The organism is Aeromonas sp. R7-4 (genome assembly GCF_040908055.1).
GTDB classification, from domain to species: Bacteria; Pseudomonadota; Gammaproteobacteria; order Enterobacterales; family Aeromonadaceae; genus Aeromonas; species Aeromonas sanarellii.
In genome coordinates, this window is the sequence record NZ_JBFODA010000039.1 from 61,649 (window position 1) to 75,863 (window position 14,215).

A 14,215-nucleotide genomic window follows, 5' to 3' on the forward strand; every position below is an offset into this window, starting at 1 on the left:
CATCAGAGGGCAATCTCCCGATTTAACGGTTTTTCTCATGCGGGAACAAGCCGAATATCGGCCAGCAAAGAGGGGCCCTGATGGCCCCTCTGGTCACAACCAGGTCCGCGGTGCGAGGTAATGGGTATAAAGCTGCGCCTCCGGACTCCCTGGCTCCGGCTGCCAATCATACTCCCAGCGCGCCAGCGGGGGCATCGACATCAGGATAGACTCGGTACGCCCCCCGGTTTGCAGGCCGAACAGGGTTCCCCTGTCATACACCAGGTTGAACTCCACATAGCGGCCGCGGCGGTAGAGCTGGAACTCCCGCTCCCGCTCGCCATAGGGCAGAGCCTTGCGCCGCTCGACTATGGGCAGATAGGCATCGAGATACCCCTGTCCGACCGCCCGTATGAAGGCGAAGCACTCATCGAACGGCCAGCGGTTCAGATCGTCGAAGAAGAGGCCGCCCACCCCGCGCGTCTCGTTGCGATGCTTGAGGAAGAAGTAGCGATCGCACCAGGATTTGAATTCGGGGTAGATACCCTCGCCAAAGGGCTGGCACAGGTCATGGGATATCTGATGCCAGTGCCGCACATCCTCGGCAAATGGATAGAAGGGTGTCAGATCGAAACCGCCGCCAAACCACCAGATGGGTTCCTCGCCCTCTTTCTCTGCGATGAAGAAGCGGACATTGGCATGGCTGGTCGGCACATAGGGGTTGTGCGGGTGGATCACCAGCGATACCCCCATGGCTTCGAACCTGCGGCCGGCCAGTTCGGGGCGGTGTGCCGTGGCCGACGCCGGCATGGCGTCACCGTAAACGTGGGAGAAGTTGACGCCCCCCTGCTCTATCACAGCACCGTGGCGCAGCACGCGAGTACGACCACCACCGCCGCCCTCACGGCGCCACATGTCCTCCTCAAAGCGCCCGGCGCCATCAGCCTGCTCCAGGCCACGGCAGATCTCGTCCTGCAACTGCAGCAGGAAGGCCTTGACCTGGGCCACATCCGGTTTACTCATCTTGTCTCCGGTCAGGCGGGCGTGCGAGCGCCCTGTCCGTCTTATCGTGATGTCATGAACTCAAGGCTCAGACTGCCAATGGAAATCTTGCCACCGGTCAGGAAGGGCGAATGATGGCGCCGGTGCGGGCATCCTTGATCTCGGACGGATTGGCCTGGCCCCCCACCTCGCCGGGCAGGATATAGGCCAGCTGGCTTGCCAGCAGTTCACCTATGTCGCTGACCCGGCGGGCGGGCTCCTCACCAGTCAGATTGGCACTGGTAGAGACCAGCGGCTTGCCGAAGGCGCGGCACAGGGCCTGCACCTGGGGATGAGCCGTGACGCGTACCGCCAGGGTATCGAACTGACCGGTCAGCCAGGATGGCGTCGTCGAACGGGCTGGCATGATCCAGGTGAAGGGACCAGGCCAGCTTGCTTCAACCCGCGCCAGCTGCTTATCGCTGAGCGGGCCCAGATCGATGTAATCCTGCAACTGCGCCATTTCGGCTGCGATCAGGATCAGCCCCTTCTCCACCGGTCGCTGCTTGATGGCCAACAGGCGCTGCACCGCAGCCTCGGAATCAGGGTCACATCCCAGGCCAAACACGGCCTCGGTGGCATAGGCGATCACCCCTTCTCCTTGAAGGGCGGTGACGGCTTGTTCAAGTTCGTTTGGCATAGAAAACATGCAACAGCCGCGCTGTCGCCTCTCATCACTGGATTGTTGGTTGAACCGGCATGACGGCCCTGGGCCATCATCTCTGCAGCACATGCTGTACCATGACACATCATCAGACGCCCCGGGAGTCGGGTGGCTTACCCTCGTTTTAACAGGGTAAAGCACGCACATCGGAAGCCGAGCCCACCGACGTGACCAACTCAAGGTGATGCGGAAGCGAACCGGACCGGTTCCTTCGTCAGCCCCCGGGTCATGGCGGCTGGATTATACCCGCTCCATCTGATGGCAGCATTTCTTTTGCGGGCAGATCCAGCGCAGGCTGCCCCTCACCTTCTTCTCCACCATGATGCCCCAGCCACACTCGGGACAAGGCATGGGAACGGGCTTGTCGTTCACCACATACTTGCAGTGAGGATAGGCGTCACAGGAGTAGAATTGCTTGCCGTAGCGAGAGGTGCGGCTCACCAGATGACCCTTGCCACATTCGGGACAGAGGATCTGGGTGTCGTCACTCTCCTGCAGGGATTCGATGTGCTGGCAGGCAGGGTACTGGGTGCACCCCACAAACAGGCCGTATCGCCCCTTCTTGATGGCCAGCGGATGGCCGCAATCCGGGCAGGCCGACCCATCAAGCACTTTCTCGATGTCGCGACCTGAGGGGGTCAGGGAGCGGATGTAGTCGCAGGAAGGGTAGGCCGAGCAACCCAGGAAGGGGCCATGCTTGCCCTGACGGATCACCAGCTCGGCACCACACTGCGGGCACGGCTCGCGCTCGAATGCATGTTCGTGGGCAGAGAAGAGGTGATGGTCGATCTTTGACATGGGCCGCGCCTTGAAATCCAGATGGCCTGAATTCTACCAGCGCGGCACAGGGCTGTCAGTGAATGACACCGTCTGACTCGTCAAACACCAGCTCTTCCATCTGCTGGTAGGCGTTCTCGCTGCCCGGCACGTTGAACAGCACCATCATGACGACCCACTTGAGATCATCCAGCTCGATGTCCGGCTTATCCAGCTCAAGCAACCGCTCGATGCAGATTTCGCGGGTTTCGGCGTTCAACACTTGCGCCTGTTCTAGGAACAGCAAGAAACCGCGGCATTCGGTGCTGAGGCGTGCCAGCTCTTGCGGGGCGTAGATCCGCATCGAGCCTTGCGCACTGGAGGTGACATACACCTCCCGTTCGCTGTCGTGTAGATTGGCCAGCCGCTCCAGCCAGTCGAGCGCCTTCTCGATTTCGTCCTGATTGAAACCGGCCCGGCTCAGTTCGTCGGTGAGTTCATCCTGCTCGACCATCACATCTGCATCGCTGTGGATGTAGGTCTCGAAAAGGTACATCAATACATCAAACATGATTCGCCCTCCTCGTTCTGACGTATCCACCGGCTACCGCCATCACTGCACCGAGCAGCTCCAGTTCGACCAACCTGCCCAATACGACATCGACAGGAAGCTGGGCCCGTTCGGCAACGGCATCCACGCTCGTGGCTTCGTAATCTACGTTATCCAACAAATCGGCATAAGGCAATTCGCTATTATGCAATGGCTCGGAAGAAGGTCCCATCGACCCCATGGACGGCAGGAGAGCCGGCAGCTCCTCAAGAACATCCGCGGCATTCAGGACCAGCTTGGCACCCTGCTGAAGCAGACGGTTGCATCCCGCCGCCTGCATATTTTGCGGAGCACCCGGCACGGCAAAAACCTCTCGCCCCTGTTCAAGGGCGTAGCGGGCCGTGATGAGCGAGCCGCTTTGCTCGGCCGCCTCCACCACCAGGGTACCCAGCGACAGGCCGCTGATGATGCGATTGCGACGGGGGAAATGCTCGGCCAGCGGCCCCTGGTCAGGCGCCAGCTCGGACACGAGCAAACCGCCCTGCTCAAGGATCTGCATCGCCAGCCCGTGGTGGCGCTTGGGGTAAAGACAATCCAGGCCGGACCCCAGCACCGCCAGGGTCACCCCACCCGATGCCAGCGCCTGCTGGTGACAGATGCCATCGATGCCCAGCGCCAAACCCGAGGTGATCGCCAGGCCGCAACCCACCAGTTCGCCACACAGGCGTGCCGCATTGTCCTTGCCGGCATAGGTGGGGTGGCGTGTGCCCACCATCGCCAGCTGTGGCAGGGAGAGGGAGGCGATATCCCCGCGACAATAGAGCAATAGCGGGGCGGCGGGGATCTCTTTGAGCAGGGCAGGATAGGCGGGGTCATCGAGACAGAGGAGGTGATTGCCGGGCTTGGTGGCCCAGCTCAGCCCCTGATCCACAAGCGGCAGGGGCCATCTCATCTGCTGGATTTGGGCGCTCTGCAGACCAAGGGATCGCAGGGTGCCGTCGTCTGAGTCAAACAGAGCGGTGATGTCCCCACCAAAATGGGCCAGCAGGCGGGCGGCGGTCACCGGGCCTATACCGGCCACGGCATCCAGCGTCAGCCACCGTGACAGCCGTTCGAGTGGGAGTGGCACGTCAGAAGTTGCTGACCTGATAACCAGAGCCGACCAAGTCCTGACTCTGCAGGATCAAGCCATAGCTCAGCTTGTCGTACACCTTGAACAGCATGACCCTGGCAACGGCCTCGGCAGGCAGGGAAGACTTGCCCGCGGAGTAAAAGGCCTTGTCATAGACAGATGCATATTCCCGATACGACACCTTGCCATTCTTGTCCACCATCTCGGCCCCAGGACGCTGGATCTCGAGCACATCGCCTGGCGTCACCTGATCGCGCAGCCCCTTGTTGATGAGCACGACGTCAAACTTGCCGCCACCGTGTACCTTGCTCGGCAACTCGATCACATACCCGGGTGAAATGGCGGGTGCCGCCTTTGGCATGAAGACGGCGGACAGGCTCTCCTGGGAGGGCAGCGGCATCACCTTGTCGCCCTGATAGACTTCACGGCGGTTGTGGGTGAGGGTGACCCTGGTACTGTCATTGGCAAGACGTTCCTCCGCCCGCACAGTGCCGACAAAGATCGCCTCCTGACCGAGCTGCTCGCCGGTGTGCTTGTCCTTGTACACCAGCCCGGGGCGATAGATGCCATAACTCTTGCCCGGATCCAGCGCCCCCTTCACATAGAGGATGCCTCCTTCCAGCATGCCGATGTGCTTGTCGTTGTTGCCAAGCACATAGGGCAGATCCTTGCTCTGTTGGCTGTTGGCCAGAATGTGATCGGTCTGCAGGAAAGGGGCTATCTCACTGAGCGGCAGGGTCGGGATCGGATTGGCCTTGTTCTCATAGCGGTTCTTGGGCGAGAGGCGGATCACCTGTTTGCCGCCCTGGCTGGCCTTGCCGAGTCGTGGTTCACCATTGACCCAGCTGAGGTGCAGCACGTCACCAGGGTAAATCCAGTGCGGGTTGGCAATCTGGGGATTGATGTTCCAGAGGCGCGGCCAGAGCCAGGGTTCGGCCAGATACTGACCCGATATATCCCAGAGGGTATCGCCCTTCTGTACCACATAGCTCTCGGGATAGCCGGATTTCAGCGTCAACTGCTGTGCCATGGCGCCACCGGCCAGGGCTGTCGCCAGGCAGGCGACGACGATTTGCTTCAGATACATAACACTCCCTGTTACTTCTGCACGCAAAGTGTTGCTGTTTTTTGTCGGCGTAAATGACTAGAATTACGTCAATATTGACTGCGTTTATATGAAACTAAAGAAAAAATTATGGCCATTCTAGATGTATTGCGTTTCCCCGATGAGCGTCTGCGCACAGTCGCGGCCCCTGTCGAGGCCTTTACACCCGAGTTACAACACATTGTAGATGATATGTTCGAAACCATGTACGCGGAGGAAGGCATAGGCCTGGCCGCGACCCAGGTCGACATTCATCAGCGCATCATCGTCATCGATGTCTCCGAAAACCATGAAGATCAGCTGGTGTTGATCAACCCGGAGATCCTGGAGCAGTCCGGCAGCACCGGCATCGAGGAAGGTTGCCTCTCCGTGCCCGGCAATCGGGCCCTGGTGCCACGCGCCGAATGGGTCAAGGTCAGGGCACAGGATCGCCACGGCAACACCTTCGAGCTGGAAGCGGACGATCTGCTCGCCATCTGCATACAGCATGAGATGGATCATCTGGTCGGCAAGCTGTTTGTGGATTACTTGTCCCCGCTCAAGCGCCAGCGCATTCGTCAGAAGCTGGAAAAGATGGCCCGTGAAGATCGCAAAGTCCTCTGAGGATCCGCTCCATTGAACAAGCTGAAACTGATTTTTGCCGGTACCCCCGACTTCGCCGCCCGTCACCTGGCGGCGTTGTTGTCTTCCGGCCACGAAGTCGTCGCCGTTTACACCCAGCCCGACAAGCCTGCCGGCCGCGGCCAGAAGCTCACCGCCAGCCCGGTCAAGGAACTGGCACTGGCCCACAGTCTTCCCGTCTATCAGCCCGCCTCCCTGCGCAATGAAGCGGCGCAGGCCGAACTGGCTGCCCTCGGCGCCGACCTGATGGTGGTGGTGGCCTATGGCCTGATCCTGCCCAAGGCCGTGCTCGACACCCCGCGTCTGGGCTGCATCAACGTGCACGGCTCCCTGCTGCCGCGCTGGCGCGGTGCCGCTCCCATCCAGCGTTCTATCTGGGCAGGGGATGCCGAAACCGGCGTCACCATCATGCAGATGGACGTCGGACTGGACACCGGCGCCATGATCCGCAAGGTAAGCTGCCCCATCGCGGCCGACGAGACTTCTGCCAGCCTGTACGACAAGCTGGCCGGTCTGGGCCCGCAGGCACTGGTCGACACCCTGGACGCCATGGCCGCCGGCGACACCGTCGCCGAGCCGCAGGACGACGCCCTGGCCAACTACGCCGAGAAGCTCTCCAAGGAGGAGGCGCGCATCGACTGGTCGATGGACGCGGTCGCCATCGAGCGCTGCATCCGCGCCTTCAACCCCTGGCCCATCAGCTGGTTTGAAGTGGCTGGCCAGACCGTCAAGGTGTGGCAGGCCGAGGTCGTTCCCCAGGCGCACGGCCAGGCGGCAGGCACCCTGCTCAAGGCCGACAAGCAGGGGATCGAGGTTGCCACCGGCCAGGGCGTGCTGCGCCTGCTGACCCTGCAGCCCCCGGGCAAGAAGGCCATGCCCGTCTCGGATCTGCTCAACTCTCGCCGCGACTGGTTCGAACCCGGCACCCAACTGATTTGATCTGGATTGAATTGACACAGGCGGGGCCCAGGCCCCGACTCGTGCATCTAAGGTAACGCTATGAAAACACGCGCACAGGCTGCTCTCGTCATTCAACAGGTGCTGGATCAGGGTCAATCCCTCTCCGCCGTTCTGCCTGCTGCCCAGGAGAAGGTCGCGCCGCGCGATCGCGCCCTCCTGCAAGAACTCTGTTACGGCACCCTGCGCTGGCTGCCCCGTCTCGACGCGGCGGTGAGCGAGATGATGGACAAGCCGCTCAAGAACAAGAGCCGCATCTTCCACTACCTCATCCTGGTCGGCCTCTACCAGCTCATCTACACCCGCATTCCGGCCCACGCCGCCGTGGCCGAGACCGTCAACGCCGTCAAGCTGCTCAAGGGGTCGTCTCTGCGCGGCCTCATCAACGGCGTGCTGCGCAACTTCCAGCGCAGCGCCGAGGTCATTCTGGTGCGCATCGACCGCGTCCCCAGCATCCGCCTTGGCCACCCCGAGTGGCTCACCAAGCGGCTGCGCCAGGCCTATCCCGATGACTGGGAGTTCATCATGGAGGCCAACAACCAGCGCCCGCCCATGTGGATCCGCAACAACGGCCAGCGCCAGAGCCGCGAGGTCATGCTGGCCCGGATGAGCGAGGCGGGCATACCGGCCGTCGCCGGCGAGGAGGGGGAGGATGGCATCCTGCTGGAACGCCCCTGCGACGTCACCAAGCTGCCCGGTTTCGAGCAGGGTGACTGCTCGGTGCAGGACGGCGCCGCCCAGCAGGCTGCCCGCCTGCTCGACCCCCAGCCGGGCGAGTGGGTGCTGGATGCCTGCGCCGCCCCCGGCGGCAAGACGGCCCACCTGCTGGAGCGCCAGCCCGCCCTGGCCGGCGTGGTGGCGGTCGATGCCGACGAGCAGCGCCTCAAGCGGGTGCAGGAGAACCTGGATCGCATCGGCCTCAGTGCCCAGGTGATCCACGGGGACGCCAGCACGCCGGACCAATGGTGGCCAGAGGGGCAGTTCGACCGCATCCTGCTGGACGCCCCCTGTTCCGCCACCGGCGTCATCCGCCGTCACCCCGACATCAAGTGGCTGCGCCGGGATCAGGACATCCGCGAGCTGGCCGAACTGCAGCGCCGTATCCTCAATGCCCTCTGGGGCAAGCTCAAGAGCGGTGGCACCCTGCTCTACGCCACCTGCTCCGTACTGCCGGAGGAGAACCGGGAGCAGATCCGCGCCTTCCTGGCCGACACTCCGGATGCCCGCCTGGTGCCGCTGCATCCAGAGGATACCCCGGCCTGTCCGGGTCGCCAGTTCCTGCCCGGCGAAGGGGAGATGGATGGCTTCTACTATGCCAAGCTGAGCAAGCTGTAGGTCGCATATCGGCACGGCGGATACGGATAACGAGCCGCCCTCATTTCGAAGCAACAACCTTGGGTAAGATGTCCTCATGAAAATCATCATTCTGGGCGCAGGTCAGGTGGGTGGCACCCTGGCGGAAAACCTCGCCGGCGAGAACAACGACATCACCATAGTCGACACCGACAGCGAGCGACTGCGGGAGCTGCAGGACAAGTTCGACCTGCGGGTGGTGAACGGTCACGGCGCTCACCCCAGGGTGCTGCGGGAGGCGGGCGCCCAGGATGCGGACATGCTGGTCGCCGTCACCAACAGCGACGAGACCAACATGGTCGCCTGCCAGGTGGCCTACTCCCTGTTCAACACCCCGAACAAGGTGGCGCGGATCCGCTCCCCCGCCTATCTGGTGGAACGGGATCGGCTGTTCCTGCCGGAATCCGTGCCGGTGGACCACCTGATCGCCCCCGAACAGCTGGTCACCGACTATGTGCGCCGTCTCATCGAGTACCCGGGCGCCTTGCAGGTGGTGGACTTCGCCGGCGGCAAGGTGGGTCTGGTGGCGGTCAAGGCCTACTATGGCGGCCCCCTGGTGGGCAACGCACTCTCCACCCTGCGGGATCACATGCCGAACATCGAGACCCGGGTCGCCGCCATCTTCCGTCAGGGCCGCTCCATCCGTCCCCAGGGCACCACCATCATCGAGGCCGATGACGAGGTGTTCTTCGTGGCGGCGGCGGGCCACATCCGCGCCGTGATGTCGGAGCTGCAGCGCCTCGAGAGCCCCTATCGCCGCATCATGATCGTCGGGGGCGGCAACATAGGTGCCGGTCTCGCCCGCCAGCTGGAGAAGCGCTACAGCGTGAAGCTTATCGAGCGCAACCAGAAGCGGGCGGAGCAGCTCTCGGAGAACCTGGAACACACCATCGTCTTCTGCGGCGATGCGGCGGACCAGGAGCTGCTCGCCGAAGAGCACATCGACCAGATCGACGTCTTCATCGCGGTGACCAACGAGGACGAGGCCAACATCATGTCGGCCCTGCTCGCCAAGAAGATGGGCGCCAAGAAGACCATGGTGCTGATCCAGCGCGGCGCCTACGTGGATCTGGTGCAGGGCGGCTCCATCGACATCGCCATCTCGCCCCAGCAGGCCACCATCTCGGCCCTGCTGACCCATGTGCGCCGGGCCGACATCGCCAACGTCTACAGCCTGCGCCGGGGTGCTGCCGAGGCCATCGAGGCCATCGCCCATGGCGACGAGAACACCTCCAAGGTGGTCGGCAAGACGGTGGGCGAGCTCAAGCTGCCGCCGGGCACCACGATCGGCGCCATCGTGCGGGGGGATGAGGTGCTGATCGCTCACGATCGTACCCGGATCCAGCAGGATGACCACGTGGTCATGTTCCTGGTGGACAAGAAATACATCCCGGAAGTGGAGCGTCTGTTCCAGCCCAGCCCCTTCTTCCTGTAAGCCGGCCATGTCTCAGGCAACGGCATCCAGACCCGGCCCCTTTCCGCAGGAAAGGCCCGGGTCTTTTTTCAATCAACGACCAGGTTATCTCGCATGATCAAGCTGCGTCCCATCGTCTTCACTCTGGGTCTGGTGCTCTCCAAGCTGGCCCTCTTCATGTGGCTGCCTACCCTGCTGGCCCTGCTGACCGGCTCGGAAGGCTTCGTCGAGTTTCTCAAATCCGTGCTCATCACCCACGGCGCCGCCCTGCTCTGCCTGCACCATGGGCGCAAGGCCGAGTTTCACCTCGGGGTGCGAGAGATGTTCCTGCTCACCACCTCGGTCTGGGTGGTGGCCTGCGTCTTCGGGGCGCTACCCTTCGTCTTCATCACCCACATCGACTTTGCCGACGCCTACTTCGAGACCATGTCCGGGGTCACCACCACGGGCTCCACCGTGCTGTCGGGGCTGGACGGCATGGCCCACAGCATCCTGCTGTGGCGATCCATCCTGCAGTGGCTGGGCGGGGTGGGCTTTATCGTGATGGCGGTGGCGGTACTGCCCTACCTCAACGTCGGTGGCATGAAGCTGTTCCAGACCGAGAGTTCGGACTGGTCCGATAAGAGCGCGCCGCGGGCCAAGACGGTGGCCAACAACATAGTGGTGGTCTATCTGGTGCTCTCCATGCTCTGCTTCCTCGCCTACTGGGTGAGCGGCATGACCCTGTTCGAGGCGGTCAACCACGCCATGACCACGCTCAGCACCGGCGGCTACTCCACCTCGGACCAATCCATGTCCCACTTCTCCAACGAGGCGCACTGGATCGGCACCCTCTTCATGTTCCTCGGCGGCCTGCCCTTCCTGCTCTACGTGCAGGCCCTCTCCCGCCGTGACAACAGCCTGCTCAAGGACGCCCAGGTTCAGGGCTTCTTCTGGCTCGTGGTCTGGGTGACCGTCGTCGTCACCTTCTATCTGTGGGTCAGGGATATTTACGGCTTTATGGATGCGCTGCGGATCAGCAGCTTCAACATCGTCTCCGTATTGACCACGACCGGCTATGGTCTCGGCGATTTCGGCACCTGGGGGCCGCTCACCAGCATCCTCTTCATGATCCTGCTGGCCCTCGGCGCCTGCTCGGGTTCCACCGCCGGCGGTCTCAAGATCTTCCGGGTGCAGGTCGCCTTCGCCCTGTTCAAGAAGCAGATGCGCCAGCTGATGCATCCCTCCGGCGTCTTCCCCCAGAAGTACAACGGCCGCCCGGTCAACGACGCCATCATCCGCTCCCTGATCTCCTTCGTGCTGGTCTACTTCGCCATCATACTGCTCATCGCCGCCCTGCTCGCCGCCATCGGGCTGGATCCCCTGACCGCCATCTCGGGCTCCATCACCGCCGTGGCCAACGTGGGCCCCGGCATGGGCCCTGTCATCGGCCCCAGCACCAACTTCGCCAGCCTGCCGGACTCGGCCAAGTGGATACTGTCGTTCGGCATGCTGCTGGGGCGGCTCGAGATCCTGACGGTGGCGGTGCTCTTCTTCCCCTCGTTCTGGAAGCAATAAACCCGCGACGCGCAACAGACGTGAGAAGGGCAGCCAATGGCTGCCCTTCTCGTTTCATGGGGTGGATGAGACACCGCCTCAGTCGGCCGACTCTTCCCGCTGTAGCGCCCGATCGACCAGGGATTCCGGCAGGGGCTTGGTGACCTCCACCCCCAGCTCGCGGAAGCGCTCCGCCTGGGCGATCAGGTTGCCGCGACCGTTGACCAGCCGGCCCATCGCCTTGTCGTAGCTCTCCTGCGCCTTGTGCAGGCTGCCCCCCATCTGCTGCATCTCCTCCACGAACAGCCGCAGCTTCTCATAGAGACGGCCGGCCCGTTCCGCTATCTGGCGCGAGTTCTGGTTCTGCCGCTCGTAGCGCCACAGGTTCTCTATGGTGCGCAGCGCCACCATCAGGTTGGTGGGGCTCACCAGCAGGATGTTGTGATCCAGCCCGTAGCGCACCAGGGAGGGATCGGCCTCCAGGGCGGTGAGGAAGGCAGGCTCCACCGCCACGAACATCAGCACATAGTCCAGGGTGCGCACCCCGGGCAGCTGCTGGTAATCCTTGCGCCCCAGCTCGCGGATGTGGTTGCGCACCGAGGCGACGTGCTCCTTGAGCGCCACCGCCCTCTCCAGCTCGTCGCCCGCGTTGTACCAGCGCTCGTAGGCGGTCAGGGACACCTTGGCGTCGATGATGATGTCCTTCTCCTGGGGCAGGTGGACGATGACGTCGGGCTGGTAGCGCCTGCCCTTGTCCACCTCGATATTCACCTGGGTGTGGTACTCGTGGCCCTCCCGCAGGCCGCACTCGGAGAGGATGCGAGCCAGCACCACCTCGCCCCAGTTGCCCTGCTGCTTGCTGTCCCCCTTGAGGGCGCGGGTCAGGGCCGCGGCTTCTTCCGTCATGCGGGCGTTGAGCTCGGCCAGGCGCTCCAGCTCGAACTTGAGGTTGTGGCGCTGGGCCGTCTCCTGGGCGTGGGTCTCCCCCACCTGGCGGCGGAACCCCTCGAGCTGCTCCTTGAGCGGAGTCAGCAGGAGATCCATGCTGTTCTGGTTCAGTTCGCGGAAGTTGCCGGCATTCTGCTCGAAGATACGGTTGGCCAGATTTTCGAACTGCTGGCTCAGCCGCGCCTCCGCCTCCTGCTGCAGCTGCAGCTTCTCGGCGCTGGCGAGGCGCTCGCTGCGTAGGGTCGCCTCGGCCTCCTTGAGGCGGGCGGTGAGCTTGAGCAGCAGGGTCTGCTGCTGGTCCAGCTTCTGCTGGATCAGCATCTTCTCGTCCTGGGATTCGTCCAGCCTGTCCTGCAGCACCTGATGGCGCTCCTCCAGCAGCAGGACCTCTTCCCGGCCACTGCGGCGCCCCGCCAGCCAGCCGAGCAACAGGGCCAGCAGCGCCGCCAGCACGGCCGGCCACCAGGTCAGCAGCGAGCTCATCGGCGGTACCCTGGCTGCAGGCCGAGTGCGGGCATCATCGGCGCTCCCGCTGGCGCAGGAAGAGTTCGAGATAGCGGTTGAGCAACAGCCAGAGCAGCACGTAGAGCAGGTAGGCCGCCAGCACCACCCACTTGTGGCTGTTGACCCCGGTATCGAGTTCGCTGAACTCGATACCCTTGAGATGGCAGTAGGCCCACATCAGCAGGGGGAAGACATAGAGCAGAGAAGCACGCCACAGAAATAGCCACATGAGTTCATTCAATCCCGCAAAAAGACCCGCCTAGCTTACACAAGGGCAACCCGGCTTGCGATCCTGCCCCGCGCTATTCTCTGGCTTGCCCAACGAAAACTCGATAAAATTAACCCCTAATAGGTATAGGGGTGAGCATGACTCATTTTTTCTGTCACTGGCTGGCACACGCATTGGGGGGCCCCCGCAAACCGGACGTGGTTTGCCATGAGGCCCGCCCGCCCTGGGCCATCGAAGAGTCCCAGTTCCTCACCCTTTGCAACCGCTGTGGCGACTGCTTCAAGGCCTGCCCCAACGGCCTGCTCAAACCCGCCGATCGGCCCGACTATGCCGGCACCCCAGTCGCAGGCACCCCGGTGCTGGATCTCGCCTGCGGCCAGTGCAGCTACTGTGGCAGCTGTGCCAGGGCCTGCCCCACGGGGGCGCTGGACCTGCGCCTCGGCCGCCAGGTGCAGACCCGGGTCAGGATAGAGGCGAGCTGCCAGGCCCGTCAGGGCTTCTACTGCCTGCTGTGCGAGGACGCCTGCCCCCAGCAGGCGATCAAGGTCGGCAGCGAGGGGGTGAGTGTCAACATGGCCGCCTGCGACGGCTGTGGCGCCTGCGGCCTCGCCTGCCTGCACGGCGCCATCACCCTGATTCCCCAGCACTGAACCCCGCAGGATCGCCGCCCCAGAAAAGACTCGGGGGCCCGAAGGCCCCCGATCCGCCGTGGCCCTAGGCCATGGTCAGGATATTCTCCTGCTCGATGCCAAGCAGGTGGCACAGGCGGGTGGGATCCCGCACCGCATCCGCCAGGGTGTACTCCCCCAGCACCTCGAGGAAGGCGTTCATGGCGCGGCGCAAGATGCCCTGGATGCGGCAGCCGCCAGAGAGGCGGCAGTTCTCGCGCTTGCAGTCCACCGGGCAGAGCACGTGCTCCATGTCCATCACCACGTCCCGCAGGTTGATGGAGACGGCGGCACGGCCGAGACGGATGCCGCCATGCTTGCCACGCACCGTCTCGATGTACCCCTTGATGCCGAGCTGATGCACTATCTTGACCACGTGGTTGCGGGAGATGGCGAAGGTGTCGGCCACTTCCGTGATGGTCGACAGACGATCACCGGGCTGGATGGCCAGAAAGGTCAGGGTACGCAGGGCGTAGTCGGTAAATCGTGTCAGTTGCATGGTCGCACTTGCCTCTTACTACAAGCCAGAAATCAGGACGACAGCCGGTGGCCAGAGAGGTGAGACTGCACGTGCGCCCGCACAGGTGTCGCTTCTTCAGCCGGGTCGTGGAGTGACAAGGTTAAGAGCAGCTCTGGCGGGTGTCGACGAAGATGTACATAAATCGACACTTTCTTTGATTGATCGCAAACTTGCCGGCTCGGAGCGGGGTTTTGGCCATTTCCGGCGGCTAAATTCCATCGGCAGGCACGGGGCCACT

General features: G+C 63.1%; 15 protein-coding genes. 6 read left to right on the forward strand and 9 right to left on the reverse strand.

From position 1 onward, the window contains the following. Nucleotides 1-93: 93 nt before the first annotated feature. The 6 genes from hemF to AB5Y72_RS10755 form a co-directional block, all read right to left on the reverse strand. Nucleotides 94-1,002 carry an oxygen-dependent coproporphyrinogen oxidase gene (hemF, locus tag AB5Y72_RS10730; protein ID WP_219143318.1) on the reverse strand — a complete coding sequence of 303 codons (909 nt, stop codon included), beginning with the start codon at nt 1,000-1,002 and terminating at the stop codon, nt 94-96. Between the two features lie 97 nt (nt 1,003-1,099). Further along, nucleotides 1,100-1,660, reverse strand: coding sequence for a Sua5/YciO/YrdC/YwlC family protein (locus tag AB5Y72_RS10735; protein WP_325783349.1), 561 nt, complete (start codon nt 1,658-1,660; stop codon nt 1,100-1,102). A 264-nt stretch (nt 1,661-1,924) separates the two neighbouring features. Continuing rightward, nucleotides 1,925-2,482 carry a type I DNA topoisomerase gene (locus AB5Y72_RS10740; protein ID WP_042078377.1) on the reverse strand — a complete coding sequence of 186 codons (558 nt, stop codon included), beginning with the start codon at nt 2,480-2,482 and terminating at the stop codon, nt 1,925-1,927. 55 nt (nt 2,483-2,537) lie between these two features. Continuing rightward, the gene (locus AB5Y72_RS10745) at nt 2,538-3,011 is read right to left on the reverse strand and encodes a DUF494 family protein (protein ID WP_042078376.1); all 474 of its coding nucleotides are present in this window, start codon (nt 3,009-3,011) and stop codon (nt 2,538-2,540) included. Further along, on the reverse strand, nt 3,004-4,119 hold the full coding sequence (gene dprA, locus AB5Y72_RS10750; RefSeq protein WP_325783346.1) for a DNA-processing protein DprA: 1,116 nt from the start codon (nt 4,117-4,119) through the stop codon (nt 3,004-3,006). Before dprA ends, AB5Y72_RS10745 begins: the two co-directional genes overlap by 8 nt. A gap of 1 nt (nt 4,120) precedes the next feature. After that, nucleotides 4,121-5,209 carry a LysM peptidoglycan-binding domain-containing protein gene (locus AB5Y72_RS10755; RefSeq protein WP_219143314.1) on the reverse strand — a complete coding sequence of 363 codons (1,089 nt, stop codon included), beginning with the start codon at nt 5,207-5,209 and terminating at the stop codon, nt 4,121-4,123. Between the two features lie 108 nt (nt 5,210-5,317). Between AB5Y72_RS10755 and def the strand changes: the two genes are divergently transcribed. The 5 genes from def to AB5Y72_RS10780 all read left to right on the forward strand — a co-directional run bounded on the left by def (nt 5,318) and on the right by AB5Y72_RS10780 (nt 11,129). Beyond that, entirely contained in the window at nt 5,318-5,830 is a 513-nt protein-coding gene (gene def, locus AB5Y72_RS10760) for a peptide deformylase (protein ID WP_219143313.1), read from the forward strand. A 12-nt stretch (nt 5,831-5,842) separates the two neighbouring features. Then, nucleotides 5,843-6,787, forward strand: a complete 945-nt coding sequence (fmt, locus tag AB5Y72_RS10765; protein WP_216991264.1) for a methionyl-tRNA formyltransferase — start codon at nt 5,843-5,845, stop codon at nt 6,785-6,787. Nucleotides 6,788-6,847: 60 nt separating this feature from the next. Further along, nucleotides 6,848-8,140, forward strand: coding sequence for a 16S rRNA (cytosine(967)-C(5))-methyltransferase RsmB (rsmB, locus tag AB5Y72_RS10770; protein ID WP_219143312.1), 1,293 nt, complete (start codon nt 6,848-6,850; stop codon nt 8,138-8,140). 76 nt (nt 8,141-8,216) lie between these two features. Further along, nucleotides 8,217-9,593: a Trk system potassium transporter TrkA gene (trkA, locus tag AB5Y72_RS10775; protein WP_042078365.1), complete on the forward strand. Its 1,377-nt coding sequence runs from the start codon at nt 8,217-8,219 to the stop codon at nt 9,591-9,593. Between the two features lie 93 nt (nt 9,594-9,686). Next, complete coding sequence (locus tag AB5Y72_RS10780; protein ID WP_209794861.1) at nt 9,687-11,129, forward strand: TrkH family potassium uptake protein; 1,443 nt, start codon at nt 9,687-9,689, stop codon at nt 11,127-11,129. Between the two features lie 78 nt (nt 11,130-11,207). Here AB5Y72_RS10780 and rmuC read toward each other — a convergent pair whose 3' ends face one another. Further along, nucleotides 11,208-12,539 (reverse strand): DNA recombination protein RmuC, encoded by a 1,332-nt coding sequence (gene rmuC, locus AB5Y72_RS10785; RefSeq protein ID WP_219143311.1) that lies wholly within the window; start codon nt 12,537-12,539, stop codon nt 11,208-11,210. Nucleotides 12,540-12,573: 34 nt separating this feature from the next. Then, nucleotides 12,574-12,789 (reverse strand): hypothetical protein, encoded by a 216-nt coding sequence (locus AB5Y72_RS10790; protein ID WP_219143310.1) that lies wholly within the window; start codon nt 12,787-12,789, stop codon nt 12,574-12,576. 137 nt (nt 12,790-12,926) lie between these two features. Here AB5Y72_RS10790 and AB5Y72_RS10795 point away from each other — a divergent pair, with 137 nt between their 5' ends. Further along, nucleotides 12,927-13,439, forward strand: coding sequence for a ferredoxin-type protein NapF (locus tag AB5Y72_RS10795; RefSeq protein ID WP_368198990.1), 513 nt, complete (start codon nt 12,927-12,929; stop codon nt 13,437-13,439). Nucleotides 13,440-13,503: 64 nt separating this feature from the next. On the opposite strand, the gene AB5Y72_RS10800 is transcribed toward AB5Y72_RS10795, so the two are convergent. Next, the gene (locus AB5Y72_RS10800; RefSeq protein WP_042078360.1) at nt 13,504-13,956 is read right to left on the reverse strand and encodes an Rrf2 family transcriptional regulator; all 453 of its coding nucleotides are present in this window, start codon (nt 13,954-13,956) and stop codon (nt 13,504-13,506) included. Nucleotides 13,957-14,215 lie beyond the last annotated feature (259 nt).

Excerpts from the sequence above, each read along its gene's own strand:
- hemF (WP_219143318.1), bottom strand. The coding sequence starts at position 1,002 with ATGAGTAAACCGGATGTGGCCCAGGTCAAGGCCTTCCTGCTGCAGTTG.
- AB5Y72_RS10735 (WP_325783349.1), bottom strand. The coding sequence starts at position 1,660 with ATGCCAAACGAACTTGAACAAGCCGTCACCGCCCTTCAAGGAGAAGGG.
- AB5Y72_RS10740 (WP_042078377.1), bottom strand. The coding sequence starts at position 2,482 with ATGTCAAAGATCGACCATCACCTCTTCTCTGCCCACGAACATGCATTC.
- AB5Y72_RS10745 (WP_042078376.1), bottom strand. The coding sequence starts at position 3,011 with ATGTTTGATGTATTGATGTACCTTTTCGAGACCTACATCCACAGCGAT.
- AB5Y72_RS10755 (WP_219143314.1), bottom strand. The coding sequence starts at position 5,209 with ATGTATCTGAAGCAAATCGTCGTCGCCTGCCTGGCGACAGCCCTGGCC.
- def (WP_219143313.1), top strand. The coding sequence starts at position 5,318 with ATGGCCATTCTAGATGTATTGCGTTTCCCCGATGAGCGTCTGCGCACA.
- rsmB (WP_219143312.1), top strand. The coding sequence starts at position 6,848 with ATGAAAACACGCGCACAGGCTGCTCTCGTCATTCAACAGGTGCTGGAT.
- trkA (WP_042078365.1), top strand. The coding sequence starts at position 8,217 with ATGAAAATCATCATTCTGGGCGCAGGTCAGGTGGGTGGCACCCTGGCG.
- AB5Y72_RS10780 (WP_209794861.1), top strand. The coding sequence starts at position 9,687 with ATGATCAAGCTGCGTCCCATCGTCTTCACTCTGGGTCTGGTGCTCTCC.
- rmuC (WP_219143311.1), bottom strand. The coding sequence starts at position 12,539 with ATGAGCTCGCTGCTGACCTGGTGGCCGGCCGTGCTGGCGGCGCTGCTG.
- AB5Y72_RS10790 (WP_219143310.1), bottom strand. The coding sequence starts at position 12,789 with ATGTGGCTATTTCTGTGGCGTGCTTCTCTGCTCTATGTCTTCCCCCTG.
- AB5Y72_RS10795 (WP_368198990.1), top strand. The coding sequence starts at position 12,927 with ATGACTCATTTTTTCTGTCACTGGCTGGCACACGCATTGGGGGGCCCC.
- AB5Y72_RS10800 (WP_042078360.1), bottom strand. The coding sequence starts at position 13,956 with ATGCAACTGACACGATTTACCGACTACGCCCTGCGTACCCTGACCTTT.